The following is a 14,937-nucleotide window of genomic DNA, read 5'->3' as shown; positions in this document are numbered from 1 at the left end:
GGGCTGGATATTTCAGCCCCGCCGGCGTTTGAGGCGCGGGGTCTGGGGCGGAGCCCCAGAAGCGGCGGCCCGCAGGGTCAGGACGCCGCGACGCCGATGCGCTCCAGCGCATCCTCCGCCCCGTACGGCTGGAGGTACGGCATCCAGCGGGGATCCCGGTGCCCCGTGCCGATGATGCGCCACGCCAGCCCGGAGGGAGGGGCCGGCTGGTGCCGCAGACGCCAGCCCAGTTCCAGCAGGTGCCGGTCGGCCTTGACGTGGTTGCACCGACGGCACGCGGCGACGACGTTGTCCCACGCGTGCTGGCCGCCCCGGCTTCGCGGGATGACGTGGTCGACGCTGGTGGCGACGGCGCCGCAGTACATGCAGCGTCCACCGTCGCGTGCGAACAGGGCGCGTCGGGTGAGTGGAACGGGCCCCCGGTAGGGGACCCGCACGAAGCGCTTGAGCCGGACCACGCTGGGAGCGGGGACGACCCTTGTCGCGCTGTGCAGATAGGCGCCGGATTCTTCCAGGGAGACAGCCTTGTTCTCCAGGACGAGGACGAGCGCGCGGCGGAGCGGTACGACGCCGAGGGGCTCGTACGACGCGTTGAGGACCAGGACGTGCGGCACGGACTGCCTCCTTGTACGCCGGCGGCGCGTGGCTCGCGCCGGGACGATCTGCTCTCCAGTCTCTCCTTACGGCTGGTCGAAGCGCCACCACGAGCCCGTAACGGGTCCGGGGTGTTTTCAACCACACCTGCTTCCTTCCCAGGTGAGTCTGGTCTCTCCCTCGAACAGAAGGCCCCTCGGCAACCGCGTTGAAGGGATTGCCCCGTTAGTGTGGTTGGTCTGCCCGCACACCCCTTCCGGGCATACCGCTATACCTGGAGGTTCCTGTCGTGCCCTGGCCCGCCGCTCTGCTGCCACTGGCAACGGACGTTCCGGACGCGCCCGCCTCGGTCAAGGAGGCGCAGGAAAGCGTCACCGAAGCCGCGAGCTTCATCGAACAGAACTGGGCCACCTGGCTGAGCATCGGTCTGCGGATCCTGCTGATCGTGGTGATCGCGGCCGCGCTGCGCTCGGTGGTCCGCAAGGCGCTGACCAAGCTGATAAACCGGATGAACACCAGCGCCGAGGCCGTCGAGGGCACCGCGCTCGGCGGGCTGCTGGTCAATGCCGAGCGGCGCCGTCAGCGCTCGGAGGCGATCGGTTCGGTCCTGCGTTCGGTGGCCTCGTTCCTGATCCTCGGCACGGCCGCGCTGATGGTGCTGGCCGCGCTGAAGATCGATCTGGCCCCGCTGCTGGCGAGTGCCGGTGTGGCCGGTGTGGCGATCGGTTTCGGCGCCCGGAACCTGGTGACGGACTTCCTGTCCGGCGTCTTCATGATCATGGAGGACCAGTACGGCGTCGGGGACAAGATCGACGCCGGGGTGGCCTCGGGCGAGGTCATCGAGGTCGGCCTGCGGGTCACCAAGCTGCGCGGGGACAACGGCGAGATCTGGTACGTGCGCAACGGCGAGATCAAGCGGATCGGCAACCTCAGCCAGGGCTGGGCGACCGCGACCGTGGACGTCCAGGTCAAGCCGACGGAGAGCCTGACCCGGATCCGCGAGGTGGTCCAGGAGGTCGCCGACACCCTGGTGAAGGAGTCCCCGTGGGACGAGCGCCTGTGGGGTCCGGTGGAGGTGCTGGGCCTGGACGAGGTGCTGCTCGCCTCGATGACGGTGAAGGTGTCGGCGAAGACGATGCCCGGCAAGCAGTTCGCGGTGGAGCGGGAGCTGCGCTGGCGGATCAAGGAGGCCTTCGACGCGGCCGGCATCCGGATCATCGGCGGCCTGCCCGCCGGCGACGACGAGGAAGCGGCTGCGGCGGACCCGGCGGCCGCCGTCGCCCCGCCCTCGGCGCTGGCGAACCCGACCTCCCCGCAGTCCCTGGCCACCGTCCCGATCCCGCCGCCGAACGGCCCCCGCATCACCAAGTGACACCCACGCGCATCTCCGCTGCCCCGCAGGTCGATCCTGCGGGGCAGCGGCATTGACACGGCCCGAACGGCGATAGGAAACTTCCCTAACAGTTCTCCGCAGTCCACCCCGGCGAGAGAGAGACCGCGCCATGCCCGCCGCCACGCCCGGAACACCCAGCCTGCTGCGCGCCATGAACGACCGGGCCGCCCTCGAACTCCTGCTGGCGCACGGGCCGCTGTCCCGCACCCGGATCGGCAGCCTCACCGGACTGTCCAAGCCCACCGCCTCGCAGCTGCTGGCCCGCCTGGAGGCGGCCGGACTCGTCGTGGCCACCGGCACCGACGACGGCCGCCCCGGCCCCAGCGCCCAGCTGTACGCCGTCAACCCCCGGGCCGCGTACGTCGGCGGACTGGACGTCACCCCGGGCCGGGTGCTCGCCGCCGTCGCCGACCTCACCGGCACCGTGATCGGGACGCACGAGGTGCCGTACGCGGAGGGCGCCGAGGCCGTCGACCAGGTGACCGACGCCCTCGCCGGGGCCGTCAAGGCCGCCGGACTGCACCGCTCCGACCTGCACCGGGTGGTCATCGCCACCCCGGGCGCCTTCGACCCGCAGACCGGCCGGCTGCGCTACGCCGGCCACCTCCCCGGCTGGCACTCCCCCACCCTGCTCGACGAGCTGGCCGCCGCCCTGCCGATGCCCGTCGAGTACGAGAACGACGTCAACCTCGCCGCCGTCGCCGAGCAGCGCCTCGGCGCGGCCCGCGGCCACGAGGACTTCGTCCTGCTGTGGAACGAGGAGGGTCTCGGCGCCGCCCTGGTGCTCGGCGGTCGACTGCACCGCGGCTGGACCGGCGGCGCGGGCGAGGTGGGCTTCCTGCCCGTGCCGGGACACCCGCTGGTCCGGCAGCCGGCGCGGGCCAACACCGGCGGCTACCAGGAGCTGGCCGGCGTACAGGTGGTGCCGCGTCTCGCCGCCGAACTGGGCGTCGAGGCAGAGCCCGGTTCCGGGCCCGAGGCCGGTTCTGGGCCCGGGCCCGAGGCCGGGTCCGTGGGCCCGTACAGCCCCGAGGTCTCCGCCGCCGTCGCGCTGCTCACCCGGGCCGCCGCCACGCCCGAGGGGCCCCACCTGCGGTTCCTCCAGTCGTACGCCACCCTGCTGGCCACCGGTCTCGCCTCGCTGGTGGCCGTACTCGACCCGGAGATCGTGGTCCTCTCCGGGGCCGTGATCGCCGCGGGCGGTGACCCGCTGCGCGAGCTGCTGGAGGCCGAGCTCGCCGAACTGGCCCCCTCCCGGCCCCGCCTGGTCTCCGGCGAGGTACCGGAGCGGCCGGTACTGCGCGGCGCCCTGGAAACCGCGCTGGCAGCCACCCGCGACGAGGTCTTCGACACCTCCCGCTGACCCTGCCGTCACCCCCGAAGGCCCACGCCCCCCACGCCCCCGCACGTCCTCCCACCGGCACCCCCCACGGAAGTTCCTCCCGCAGAGAGTGAGCCCCGCCATGCCCAGAACCGGACGCCCGATCACCGCGACCGTCCTCCTCGCCGCGATATCCGTACTGGCCACCGCCTGTACGGGCACCGGCTCGGACACCGCCGCCGACGACCCGAAGGCGGAGGTCACCCTCGACTTCTGGCACGGCTGGTCCGCGCCGGGCGAGGTCAAGGCGATCGAGGAGAACATCGCCCGCTTCACGAAGGCACACCCGAACATCAAGGTCGAGGTCACCGGCAACATGACCGACGACAAGATCAATCAAGCGCTGCGGGCGGGCGGCGAGAAGGCCCCCGACGTGGTCTCCTCCTTCACCACCGACAGCGTCGGCAAGTTCTGCAACTCCCGCGCCTTCACCGACCTGAACCCCTTCCTCGCCAAGTCCGGGATCGACAAGGCCAAGGTCTTCCCCAAGACCCTGCTGGAGTACACCCGGTTCAACGGCAACCAGTGCACGCTGCCGCTGCTGAACGACGCGTACGGCCTGGTGTACAACAAGACCGCCTTCGCGGCCGCCGGCATCACCGAACCGCCCAGGACCTGGAGCCAGTTCACCGAGGTCGCGCAGAAGCTGACGAAGCCGAAGGGGGATTCGTACGAGCAGGTCGGCCTGATGCCCACCTTCCACGGCTACGAGACCAAGCCCACGCGCCTCGCCGCGCAGTGGGGCGGCACGTACTTCGGCCCCGACGGCAAGTCCAACCTGGCCAAGGACCCGGCCTTCGCGAAGATGCTCGGCGCGCAGCGGGACCTGGTCGCCAAGCTCGGCGGCTACGAGAAGCTGGAGCGCTTCCGCAACACCTTCGGCGACGAGTGGAGCGCCGAGCACCCCTTCCACCTGGGGCTGGTCGCCATGCAGATCGACGGCGAGTGGCGGGCGCCGATGGCGAAGGAGGCGGGCGTCGCGTTCGAGATCGGCACCGCTCCCCTGCCCGTACCGGACGAGCTGGCCGCCGACTACGGCAAGGGCTACCTCTCCGGAACCGTCATGGGCATCGCCTCCGGCTCCGAGAAGCAGAACGCGGCCTGGGAGCTCGTGAAGTTCATGACCACCGACACCGAGGCGGTCGTCGCCTTCGCCAACGCCATCCACAACGTCCCGTCCACACTGGCCGCCCTGGAGTCGCCGGACCTCCGGGTGACCCCGGAGTTCAAGACGTTCATCGACATCGCCAGGCACCCGAAGTCCAGCACCACGCCGGCGCAGGCCGACGGCGGCACCTACCAGCTGACCTTCGAGGACTTCGCGTACGGAGTCGAGAAGGGCGATGTCGCCGACATCCCGGCCGGTCTCGCCAAGACCGACCAGCAGATCGACACGGACATCGCGAAGGCCAAGTAGCCCTCCATGAGCGCCCACACCCTGCGCGCGAAGCGCCGCCGGTCCGCCCTGCGGACCGCGGCCTTCATGTCCCCCTGGCTGATCGGGTTCGGCGTCTTCTTCGCCTACCCGCTCCTGTCCACCGTGTACTTCTCCTTCACCCGGTACGACGGCTTCCGGCCGCCCGTCCCCAACGGCCTGGACAACTGGGGATACGTCCTCTCGGACTATCCGCTGTTCTGGCCGGCGATGCGCAACACCCTGTGGCTGGTCGTGGTGATGGTCTCCTGCCGGGTCGTCTTCGGCCTGGGCATCGGCCTGCTCATCACGAAGATCAAGACGGGGGCGGGGATCTTCCGGACCCTCTTCTACCTGCCCTACCTGGCCCCGCCGGTCGCCGCGACCCTGGCCTTCGTCTTCCTCCTCAACCCCGGCACCGGCCCCGCCGACACCCTGTTGGAGGCGGTCGGGCTGCCCACCCCCGGCTGGTTCACCGATGCCGACTGGTCCAAGCCCGCGCTCACCGCGCTCGCGCTGTGGGGGGTCGGCGACCTGATGGTCATCTTCATGGCCGCGCTGCTCGACGTACCGAAGGAGCAGTACGAGGCCGCCGAGCTGGACGGGGCGGGGGCCTGGGCCCGGCTGAGGCACATCACCCTGCCGAACATCTCGCCGATCATCCTGTTCGCCGTGGTCACCGGGGTCATCCAGGCCATGCAGTACTACACGCAGCCGCTGGTGGCGGGGAAGGTCGCGGCCGGGGTGATCGGCGGCTCGGGCCAGCAGTTCGAGCCGGGCTACCCCGACAAGTCCACCCTGACCCTCCCCCAGCTCGTCTACAACCTCGGGTTCCAGCGCTTCGACTACGGTTCCGCTTGTGTCGTCGCCCTGGTGCTCTTCGCCCTCTCCACGGCCTTCACCGCGCTCCTGATGCGCCGCCGTGGCGGACTGATCGGAGCGGGCGAATGAGCACGAGCCCACGCGGCCGCAAGGCCGTCCTGCACTGGGTCGGGGTGCACTCCCTGGGCGTCGCCGCCGCCCTGTTCTTCGTCCTCCCCTTCGTCTTCCTCGTCCTCACCTCCCTGATGGGCGACCGGCAGGCGCTGACCCGCGACCTGTGGCCGGACACCTGGGAGTGGGGCAACTACGCCATGGTGTGGAACACGCCGGGCTTCCTGACCTGGTGGCGCAACACCCTGCTGTACGCGGGGCTCGGCACCTTGCTGACCGTGGTCTCCTCGGTGCCCGTCGCCTACGCGCTCGCCAAGTTCCGCTTCCGCGGCCGACGGCTCTCCCTGCTGCTGGTGATCGCGATGATGATGCTGCCGCCACAGGTGGTGGTCATCCCGATGTACCTCTTCTGGGCCAAGCAGCTCGACCTGTCGGGCACCTTGTGGCCGCTGATCATTCCGATGGCCTTCGGCGACGCCTTCTCCATCTTCCTGCTCCGCCAGTTCCTGCTGACCATCCCGGACGAATACCTCGACGCCGCCCGGGTCGACGGCTGCGGGGAGGTCCGCACGCTGCTGCGCGTGGTCCTGCCGATGGCCAGGCCCGGCATCGCGGCGGTCGCGCTGTTCCAGTTCTTCTGCGCCTGGAACGACTACTTCGGCCCGCAGATCTACGCCTCGGACAACCCGGCCGCCTGGACGCTCAGCTACGGGCTGGAGTCGTTCAAGGGCGCGCACCACACCAACTGGAACCTGACCATGGCCGCGACCGTGCTGGTCATGGCCCCGGTGATCGTCCTCTTCTTCTTCGCCCAGAAGGCGTTCGTCGAAGGCGTCACCCTGACCGGCGTGAAAGGCTGACGACTGATGAAACTCGCAGTGGTGGGCGGCGGTTCCACCTACACCCCCGAGCTGATCGACGGCTTCGCGCGGCTGCGCGACACCCTGCCCGTGAGCGAGCTCGTGCTGATCGACCCGGCCGCCGAGCGGCTGGAGCTGATCGGCTCCCTCGCCCGGCGGATCTTCGCCAGGCAGGACCACCCGGCCGAGGTCACCACCACCGCCGACCTCGACGCGGGCGTCGCCGGCGCCGACGCGGTCCTGCTCCAGCTGCGCATCGGCGGGCAGGCCGCCAGGCTCCAGGACGAGACCTGGCCGCTGGAGTGCGGCTGCGTCGGCCAGGAGACCACGGGGGCGGGCGGGCTCGCCAAGGCGCTGCGCACCGTCCCGGTGGTCCTCGACATCGCCGAGCGGGTGCGCCGCGCCAACCCGGACGCCTGGATCATCGACTTCACCAACCCGGTGGGGATCGTCACCCGGGCCCTGCTCGGCGCAGGCCACAAGGCGGTCGGGCTGTGCAACGTGGCCATCGGCTTCCAGCGGAAGTTCGCCGCCCTCCTGGACGTGGCCCCGGCCGAGGTGCACCTCGACCACGTCGGGCTCAACCACCTGACCTGGGAGCGGGGCGTCCGCCTCGGGGGGCCCGACGGCGAGGACCTGCTGCCCCGGCTGCTCGCCGAGCACGCGGAGTCGATCGCCGCCGACCTGCGGCTGCCGCGCGCGGTGCTGGACCGGCTCGGCGCGGTGCCCTCGTACTACCTGCGCTACTTCTACGCCCACGACGAGGTCGTACGGGAACTGGGTGCCAAGCCCTCCCGGGCCGCCGAGGTGGCCGCGATGGAGCGGGAACTGCTCGGCCTCTACGCCGATCCCGCGCTGGACGAGAAGCCGGCGCTGCTGGCCGAGCGGGGCGGAGCCTTCTACTCGGAGGCAGCCGTGGACCTGGCGGCCGCCCTGCTGGGCGACGGCGGCTCCCCGGTGCAGGTGGTCAACACCCTCAACCACGGCACCCTGCCGTTCCTCCCCGACGACGCGGTGATCGAGGTGCAGGCACGCGTCGGTCCCGCCGGGCCGGTGCCGCTGCCCGTGCCCCGGCTGGACCCGCTGTACGCCGGACTGGTCTCGCACGTGACGGCGTACGAGGACCTCGCGCTGGACGCCGCCCTGCGCGGCGGGCGCGAGCGGGTCTTCAAGGCGCTGCTCGCGCATCCACTGGTGGGGCAGTTCGACCTGGCCGAAGGCCTGACCGACCGGCTCCTCGCGCACAACAAGGAGCACCTGGCGTGGGCGTGACCCGGCCCCGACGAGCAGCGGTCCTGGCGATCGACGCGGGCAACAGCAAGACGGACGTCGCGCTGATCGCCGCCGACGGCTCGGTGCTGGGCACCGGGCGCTCCGGGGGCTTCCAGCCTCCGCACCGCGGCGTCGAGGCCGCGGTGGACGTCCTCGGGCAGGCCGTCGCGGCGGCCGCCGGGGCCGCCGGACTGCCCGCGCCGGGGCCCGGATCCCCGTACGCCGCACGGGTGTCGGCCTGCCTGGCCAACGCGGACCTGCCGGTGGAGGAGCAGCAGCTGACCCAAGCGATCGGCGCGCGCGGCTGGGGCGCGGCGACCGAGGTGCGCAACGACACCTTCGCGATCCTGCGGGCCGGTGTGGACGAGCCGTGCGGGGTCGCGGTGGTGTGCGGGGCCGGCGTCAACTGCGTCGGGATGACCCCCGACGGCCGCACCGCGCGTTTCCCCGCGATCGGGCGGATCTCCGGCGACTGGGGCGGCGGGGGCGCACTGGCCGAGGAGGCACTGTGGTTCGCGGCCCGCGCCGAGGACGGGCGGGGCGAGCCGACGGAGCTGGCCCGGGCGCTGCCCGCGCACTTCGGGCTCGGTTCGATGTACGAGCTGATCGAGGCGCTGCACCTGGGCCGGATTCCGGGCGGGCGGCGGCACGAGCTCACTCCGGTGCTGTTCGCGGTGGCGGCCGCCGGGGACCCGGTGGCGGGCGGGCTGGTACACCGGCAGGCGGACGAGATCGTGGCCATGGCGACGGTGGCGCTGCGCCGCTTGGAGCTCCTCGACCGGGAGGTTCCGGTGGTGCTGGGCGGCGGGGTGCTGGCGGCCCGGCACCCACAGCTGAACGACCGGATCGCGGGCGGCCTCGCCGAACGGGCCCCGCTCGCCCGGATGCACGTGATCACCGCGCCACCGGTCCTGGGCGCCGCACTGCTGGGCCTGGACGCCCTCGGTTCCGCGCCCGAGGCGTACGCGAAGCTCCGGGCGCACTTCGGGGCGCCCCCCACCGCCCCCTCCGGCGCCCCGTCCGAGCCCAATTCGGGTGAACCTGCCCCGGGAGGCGGCCGGTCTGGAACCGTGGCGGTCGCGGAGACGTATTAGCCGTAGGCGGTGGCGGGGGCGCCGGGGGGACAGATCGCCCAAGATCGAGCACCGGTGGTGTGGGCGACCGGCACTGACGCCATACTGCTGCGGACAGTGGACAGGACCGAGGGGGAGGTCACGGTGGCGATCACATCACGCGCGCCCGCGCCCGGGGGCGGTGTCTCCGTGCCGTCCGCCGGTCCGTCGGGGCCGCCGCCGGGCGGGCCGCCCGGGCGGGGTACCGCCTGGGCCGAGGGCGTGGAACGGCTGCGCGAGGCGGCGACGACCGAGCCGGGCCGGCTGCGGATCATCGGCGCCTTCCTGGCCGCCCTGGTGCTCCTGTTCGGCCTCGTCAGCGTGTGGGAGATCTCGGGCCGGTCCACCGCCGCGGACGACGTGGTGGGCCGCAGCCAGCCGCTGAGCGCGGACGCGGCGAGCATCTACCGCTCCCTCGCGGACGCCGACACGACCTCCTCCAGCGGGTTCCTGCTGGGCGCCCAGGAGCCGCGCGAGGTCCGCCAGCGCTACGAGAAGGACATCGCCAACGCCTCGAAACTGCTGGTGAACGCGGCCGCCAACACGGGCGGCAATGAGGACTCCCGCGCGCAGATAGCCCTGCTGAGCGAGCAGCTGCCGCGCTACACCGGCCTGATCGAGCAGGCCCGGGCCACCAACCGGCAGGGCATGCCGCTGGGCGGCGCCTATCTCCGGTACGCCAATGAGCAGATGACCACGCAGCTGCTGCCCGCCGCGCAGCGGTTGTACGAGGCGGAGACGGACCGGCTGTACTCGGACTACGACGAGGCCCGGTCCTGGCCGCTGGTCTCGCTCGGCGTGGGCCTGGTCTCGCTCGCCGCCCTGGTGTGGGCGCAGCGGCGCAACTACCGTCGGACGAACCGGGTCTTCAACCACGGGCTGCTGGCCGCGACGGCCGCGTCGGTGGTGGTCCTGCTGTGGCTGGCCGTGGGGCATACGGTGGCGCGGTCGGACCTGAGCGCGGCCCGGGCGGACGGGCAGGAGTCGCTGAAGGTGTTGAACGACGCGCGCATCGCCTCCCTGCAGGCGCGGGCCGGGGAGAACCTGACGCTGGTCGCGCGCGGTGCCGTACTGGCCGAGGACAAGAAGTCCGACAAGTACGACGTGGAGTTCACCACCAAGATGAAGCAGCTGGACGCGGGGCTGGCGACCGCGCTCCGGCTCGCCGACGACGAGGCCGGCCGGGCGCCGGTGAGCCGTGCGGTGGATGGTGTGAAGCAGTGGCAGCAGCGACACGCGGCGGCCCGGGAGGCGGACTTGAAGGGTGACTTCGATGCCGCGCTGACCCAGGTCGTGGGGGACGCGCAGCACAAGGACACCAGCGGGGCCGCGTTCGACACGGTGGACGCCTCCCTGGAGCAGGCGGTGGCGCACGAACAGCGGGAGTTCACCCGGGCGGCCCAGGACGGGATCGGTGCGCTGGGCGGTTTGGTGACGGGCGCGGCGGCCCTCGCGGTCATCGGCGCGGCGGCGGCGCTGCTCGGTATCGGACGCAGGCTTTCGGAGTACAGGTGAGCGCGATGCGGATACGAGCGAGGCGGGTCTCCGAGGGCTTCGAAGGCCGCACCCCCCTCGGGAGCCCGGGCGCCGGCGCTGCCGCGGGCGGTTCCGAGGGCGCGGGCGGTCCTGGCAGCCACGGCGGTCCCGGGGGCTCCGGCGGACCCGGCAGCCACGGCGGTCCCGGGGGCTCCGGCGGACCCGGCAGCCACGGCGGTCCCGGGGGCGGTCACGGCGGTCCCGGGGGCTTCGGCGGTCACGACGGTTACGGGGGTTACCACGGCGGTGCTCCCGGTGAGCCCTACGGTGCCACGCGGGCGTCCCGCGCCCGGCGAGTGGCCGGCCGGCTGCGCGGCTGGGGCGGGGTGACCGCGATGGCCGCCGCCTGCGTGGTGACGGCCGCGGCCGTGCTGCTGCCGCTGACCCGGACCACACCGGACTCCGGCCGCCCGGCGGTGTTCCGCGAGCCCGCTTCGATGGCGGTGGCCCCGGCGGCCCCCTCGGACACCTGCCAGGACCCGGAGGCCAGCCTGCGCCCGTCCACCGTGGACGGGGCGACCATCGCGCGGATCAAGGCGGCGGGCAAGCTCGTCGCGGGCGTGGACCAGAACAGCTTCCGCTGGGGCTACCGCAACCAGAACGCGGCCGGAGCCGAAGGCACCGGCGACCAGCTCGCCCAGGGCCGCCTCGACGGCTTCGACATCGACCTGGTCAAGGCCATCGCGAAGGACATCCTGGGCGACGAGAAGGCGGTCATCTACCGGGCCATCCCCACCAGCCAGCGCATCCCCGCCCTGCAGGAGGGCCGCGTCGACATCGTCGTGCGGACCATGACCATCAACTGCAAGCGGCTGGAGGACGTGGCGTTCTCCACCGCGTACTTCGAGGCCGGACAGCAGGTACTGGCCCCCAAGGGCTCGCCGATCACCGGGTACGACACCTCGCTGAAGGACAAGCGGATCTGCGTCGCGGCCGGCTCCACGGCGGAGGCCTCGCTGAAGGCCCAGTCGTACGGCGCGGCGACGGTCACGGTGCCCAACCAGCTGGACTGCCTGGTCCGGCTGCAGCTGGGCGAGGTCGACGGCATCATCACGGACAACGCCCTCGCGGCCGGCCAGGCCGCGCAGGACCCGTCGGTGCGCTTGGTGGGCTCGCCGTTCACCCGTGAGTTCTACGGTGTGGCGATGAACAAGGACGCCTCCGACCTGGTCCGCCGCGTCAACAACGTGCTGGAGGGGTACCGGGCGGGCGGCGCCGGCAGCCCGTGGATGGTCTCCTACCGCAAGCACCTCGAAGCCGTGCTGCCCGGCGTGGCCGCCCCGCCCGCGCCCAAGTACCGGGACGGCTGAGGCCGGTGGCAGCGGATTCTGACGCGGAGGCACGATCGGTGGAGGCCCGGCCGGTGGACGGTGGATCGGCGGTGATGGACAGGGACGGTGTCGACCGTGCCCTGGCCAGACTGGGCGCGGAGCACGAGGCCGTCGAGACCTCGCTGCTCGCCCTCCAGGACCATGCCGGACGCCGGCTGCTGGAGGGGGCCGGGCTGACCGGGGTCACCAAGGAGCGGTGGACGGCCGCCGAGGCCGAGATCACCCGGCTGTGGACGTACTTCGACGCCTACAGCGGGGCGCTGACCGCCGCCCGGGAGATCCGGGAGCGGCGCCGCTGGCCGAACCGCGAGGACCTGGTCGAGCTGACCGAGCGGCTGCGCGGGCCCGGCGTGCTGATCTCCGGGGCCGCGATCGAGGGCGCCGCGCTGGCGGAGCGGCTCTCGCTCGCCGAGCTGGTGTCGCGGATGAACGATCTGTACGCGCGCTCGTTGGACGTGGTCGTGGCCGCCGACGCGGTGTGGTCGGCGCTGCCCGCCCGCATCGACCTGCTCGCCGCCGAACTGCACCGCACCCGCTCGCTGGCCCACTCGGTGGGGGTGCGGCCAGGTGAGCACCCCTCGGGGGACGACCTGGAGGACATCACCGCCGAGCTGACGGAGCTGCGGGCGCGGGTGATCGCGGACCCGCTGGCCTTCTGGCAGCCGGCGACGGGGAGTTCGGCCCCCGGTGGCGGCCGCCCGGACACCGGGCGCTACGACCGGGCGGCGCTCGCGCTGGAGGACGTACGCCGTGAGGTCGAGGCGGTGCTGGACGTGCGGCAGGACGCCGAGCAGCGGCTGATCAGCCTGCGGGACGTGCTCTCGCGGGCGGACCGGACCCTGGCGGAGGCGCGGACCGCGCGCGGCGAGGTACTGGCGAAGATCGCCGCGTCGGAGGTGCCCGCCGTGAGCGGCCCGCCGACGGTGCTCCAGGAACAGCTCGCCGCGGCGGCCGAGCACCGGCGGCACGCGCGCTGGCACCGGCTGTCGCCGTTGCTGGAATCCCTGGAGGAACGCGCCGAGGAGGAACTGCGCAGGGCCCGCGAATCGTTGACCGCGGTGACGGCCCCCTTGGCCGTACGGGCGGAACTGCGCGGGCGGCTGGACGCGTACAAGGCGAAGGTGGCGCGGCACGGGATGGCTGAGGACCCGCTGCTGATGGAGCGGTACGACACGGCCCGGCGGATGCTGTGGAGCGCGCCCTGCGATCTGCGGGCCGCCGAGCAGGCCGTCCTGCGCTACCAGCAGGCGACGGCGGAGGCCCTGCAGGGCACGGGGACTCCCGGAAAGGACGGCGCATGAGCCTGATAGGAACGGCGTGCCTGCGCCCCGGCTGCCCGGGGACGTACGAGGACATGGGCGGCGGCGAGCTGTACTGCGACACCTGCGGGCTGGCGCCGGTGGGCGCGGTCGCGGCGGGCGCGGAGGAGCTGGTGTCGCCGCCGACGGCGATGACGAGCGCGGCCCGGGGCGGCCGGGGTTCCGCGGGCTCGTCGGGTTCGCAGGGCTCCGGCTCTTCGCGTTCCTCGTCCTCGGCCTCGACCTCGGCGCGGTCCTCGCGCTCGTCCCGTTCGTCCTCGTCCCGGCGGTCGGTGTCGGGGCGGCTGTCGCGCTCGCTGTCGGGGGCGGCGTCCACCCGTTCGGTGTCGGTGCGCAGTTCGGGTTCGGCGCCGTCGGTCTCGGGGCGGGGCCGCCTGGGCGCGGGTCTGGTCAAGGTGCCCGAGGTGCCGCGTCCGGATCCTTCGGCGGCGGTCCTGGAGAACCCGGAGGTGCCGGAGCGCAAGCGGTTCTGCTCGCGTTCGGACTGCGGGGCTCCGGTGGGCCGGGCCAGGGGTGACCGGCCCGGCCGGACGGAAGGGTTCTGCACCAAGTGCGGGCACCCGTACTCCTTCGTGCCGAAGCTGCACGCGGGTGACGTGGTGCGCGGCCAGTACGAGGTGGCGGGCTGCCTGGCGCACGGCGGGCTCGGCTGGGTGTACCTGGCGGTGGACCGGGCGGTCTCGGACCGGTGGGTGGTCCTCAAGGGCCTGCTGGACACCGGGGACCAGGACGCGATGGAGGCCGCGATATCGGAGCGGCGCTTCCTCGCGGAGATCGAGCACTCCAACATCGTGCGGATCTACAACTTCGTGGAGCACCTGGACCAGCGGACCGGTTCGCTGGACGGGTACATCGTCATGGAGTACGTCGGCGGCAAATCGCTGAAGGAGATCGCGAACGAGCGGCGCCGGCCGGACGGCCGGCGAGATCCGCTGCCGGTGGAGCAGGCCTGCGCGTACGGGATCGAGGCGCTGGAGGCGCTGGGCCACCTGCACAGCCGCAACCTCCTGTACTGCGACTTCAAGGTCGACAACGCGATCCAGCAGCAGGACCAGCTGAAGCTGATCGACATGGGCGCGGTGCGGCGGATGGACGACGAGGAGTCGGCCATCTACGGCACGGTGGGCTACCAGGCGCCGGAGGTCGCCGAGTTGGGGCCGTCGGTGGCGTCCGACCTGTACACGGTGGCGCGGACGTTGGCCGTGCTGACCTTCGACTTCCAGGGCTACACGAACGTCTTCGTGGACTCGCTGCCGGACCCGGAGCACATCGAGGTCTTCCAGCGGTACGAGTCCTTCTACCGGCTGCTGGTCCGGGCGACCGACCCGGATCCGGGTCGGCGGTTCGCGTCCGCGCAGGAGATGGCGGACCAGTTGACGGGCGTGCTGCGGGAGGTGGTCGCGCTGCAGACGGGCCGGCCGCGGCCGCAGCTGTCGACGCTGTTCGGCCCGGAGACCCGGGTCCCGGACACCCAGCTCTTCGCGGACACGACGGACCCGACGGTGTCCCGCCTGGGCCTGCGGTCAGTGGCCTCCCGGCCGTTCGCCTCCCGGCGGGGTGGCGGACTGTTCGGCTCCCGGAGCCGCGCCTCCGCCGCCCCGGCACACCACGCCGTACCCGGCGGCCACGCCAGTTCGCCCTCGTACACCTGCGTGTCCGCCGAGGTGCGGGGGAGGGAGAGCGTCAGGCGGTCGACGATGGCGTCGCCCTTCGTCGCGCGCTTGCCGTCGGCGCGCGTCGCCGCGCGGGTCCGGGTGGGATTGCCGTTGTAGCGCAAGACCGCCCAGTAGGT

12 protein-coding genes are annotated in these 14,937 nt (G+C 72.6%); 11 read left to right on the top strand and 1 reads right to left on the bottom strand.

From position 1 onward, the window contains the following. Positions 1 to 77: 77 nt before the first annotated feature. Complete coding sequence (locus tag ACFV9H_RS39650; protein ID WP_189737015.1) at positions 78 to 614, bottom strand: HNH endonuclease; 537 nt, start codon at positions 612 to 614, stop codon at positions 78 to 80. A gap of 269 nt (positions 615 to 883) precedes the next feature. On the opposite strand from ACFV9H_RS39650, the gene ACFV9H_RS39645 reads away from it, so the two are divergent. The 11 genes from ACFV9H_RS39645 (at position 884) to ACFV9H_RS39595 (ending at position 14,917) form a co-directional block, all read left to right on the top strand. Then, positions 884 to 1,966, top strand: a complete 1,083-nt coding sequence (locus ACFV9H_RS39645) for a mechanosensitive ion channel family protein (RefSeq protein ID WP_385408553.1) — start codon at positions 884 to 886, stop codon at positions 1,964 to 1,966. 130 nt (positions 1,967 to 2,096) lie between these two features. Beyond that, positions 2,097 to 3,350, top strand: coding sequence for an ROK family protein (locus ACFV9H_RS39640; RefSeq protein ID WP_385408551.1), 1,254 nt, complete (start codon positions 2,097 to 2,099; stop codon positions 3,348 to 3,350). Positions 3,351 to 3,450: 100 nt separating this feature from the next. Further along, complete coding sequence (locus ACFV9H_RS39635; protein WP_385408549.1) at positions 3,451 to 4,785, top strand: ABC transporter substrate-binding protein; 1,335 nt, start codon at positions 3,451 to 3,453, stop codon at positions 4,783 to 4,785. Positions 4,786 to 4,791: 6 nt separating this feature from the next. Beyond that, positions 4,792 to 5,733, top strand: a complete 942-nt coding sequence (locus tag ACFV9H_RS39630; RefSeq protein WP_385408547.1) for a carbohydrate ABC transporter permease — start codon at positions 4,792 to 4,794, stop codon at positions 5,731 to 5,733. Further along, positions 5,730 to 6,575 (top strand): carbohydrate ABC transporter permease, encoded by an 846-nt coding sequence (locus ACFV9H_RS39625; RefSeq protein ID WP_385408545.1) that lies wholly within the window; start codon positions 5,730 to 5,732, stop codon positions 6,573 to 6,575. The genes ACFV9H_RS39630 and ACFV9H_RS39625 overlap by 4 nt, the downstream gene beginning before the upstream one ends. A gap of 6 nt (positions 6,576 to 6,581) precedes the next feature. Then, positions 6,582 to 7,847, top strand: coding sequence for a 6-phospho-beta-glucosidase (locus ACFV9H_RS39620; RefSeq protein ID WP_385408543.1), 1,266 nt, complete (start codon positions 6,582 to 6,584; stop codon positions 7,845 to 7,847). Further along, positions 7,838 to 8,941, top strand: coding sequence for an N-acetylglucosamine kinase (locus ACFV9H_RS39615; RefSeq protein WP_385408541.1), 1,104 nt, complete (start codon positions 7,838 to 7,840; stop codon positions 8,939 to 8,941). The genes ACFV9H_RS39620 and ACFV9H_RS39615 overlap by 10 nt, the downstream gene beginning before the upstream one ends. A gap of 123 nt (positions 8,942 to 9,064) precedes the next feature. Continuing rightward, complete coding sequence (locus ACFV9H_RS39610; RefSeq protein ID WP_385408539.1) at positions 9,065 to 10,474, top strand: hypothetical protein; 1,410 nt, start codon at positions 9,065 to 9,067, stop codon at positions 10,472 to 10,474. Positions 10,475 to 10,830: 356 nt separating this feature from the next. Beyond that, positions 10,831 to 11,805 carry a glutamate ABC transporter substrate-binding protein gene (locus ACFV9H_RS39605; protein ID WP_385408555.1) on the top strand — a complete coding sequence of 325 codons (975 nt, stop codon included), beginning with the start codon at positions 10,831 to 10,833 and terminating at the stop codon, positions 11,803 to 11,805. Between the two features lie 74 nt (positions 11,806 to 11,879). Beyond that, positions 11,880 to 13,127, top strand: coding sequence for a hypothetical protein (locus ACFV9H_RS39600; RefSeq protein ID WP_385408538.1), 1,248 nt, complete (start codon positions 11,880 to 11,882; stop codon positions 13,125 to 13,127). Beyond that, complete coding sequence (locus tag ACFV9H_RS39595; RefSeq protein ID WP_385408536.1) at positions 13,124 to 14,917, top strand: serine/threonine protein kinase; 1,794 nt, start codon at positions 13,124 to 13,126, stop codon at positions 14,915 to 14,917. Before ACFV9H_RS39600 ends, ACFV9H_RS39595 begins: the two co-directional genes overlap by 4 nt. The last annotated feature ends 20 nt before the right edge of the window (positions 14,918 to 14,937 follow it).

The sequence above is a fragment of the Streptomyces sp. NPDC059874 genome, from assembly GCF_042731135.1.
GTDB lineage: Bacteria > Actinomycetota > Actinomycetes > Streptomycetales > Streptomycetaceae > Streptomyces.
The sequence above is the reverse complement of the archived record's forward strand: the minus strand, read 5'-3'. Positions and strand labels throughout refer to the sequence as shown.

Bases quoted from the DNA above. Each gene is read 5' to 3' on its own strand.
- ACFV9H_RS39635 (WP_385408549.1), top strand. From the start codon at position 3,451: ATGCCCAGAACCGGACGCCCGATCACCGCGACCGTCCTCCTCGCCGCG.
- ACFV9H_RS39600 (WP_385408538.1), top strand. From the start codon at position 11,880: ATGGACAGGGACGGTGTCGACCGTGCCCTGGCCAGACTGGGCGCGGAG.
- ACFV9H_RS39620 (WP_385408543.1), top strand. From the start codon at position 6,582: ATGAAACTCGCAGTGGTGGGCGGCGGTTCCACCTACACCCCCGAGCTG.
- ACFV9H_RS39630 (WP_385408547.1), top strand. From the start codon at position 4,792: ATGAGCGCCCACACCCTGCGCGCGAAGCGCCGCCGGTCCGCCCTGCGG.
- ACFV9H_RS39640 (WP_385408551.1), top strand. From the start codon at position 2,097: ATGCCCGCCGCCACGCCCGGAACACCCAGCCTGCTGCGCGCCATGAAC.
- ACFV9H_RS39625 (WP_385408545.1), top strand. From the start codon at position 5,730: ATGAGCACGAGCCCACGCGGCCGCAAGGCCGTCCTGCACTGGGTCGGG.
- ACFV9H_RS39595 (WP_385408536.1), top strand. From the start codon at position 13,124: ATGAGCCTGATAGGAACGGCGTGCCTGCGCCCCGGCTGCCCGGGGACG.
- ACFV9H_RS39605 (WP_385408555.1), top strand. From the start codon at position 10,831: ATGGCCGCCGCCTGCGTGGTGACGGCCGCGGCCGTGCTGCTGCCGCTG.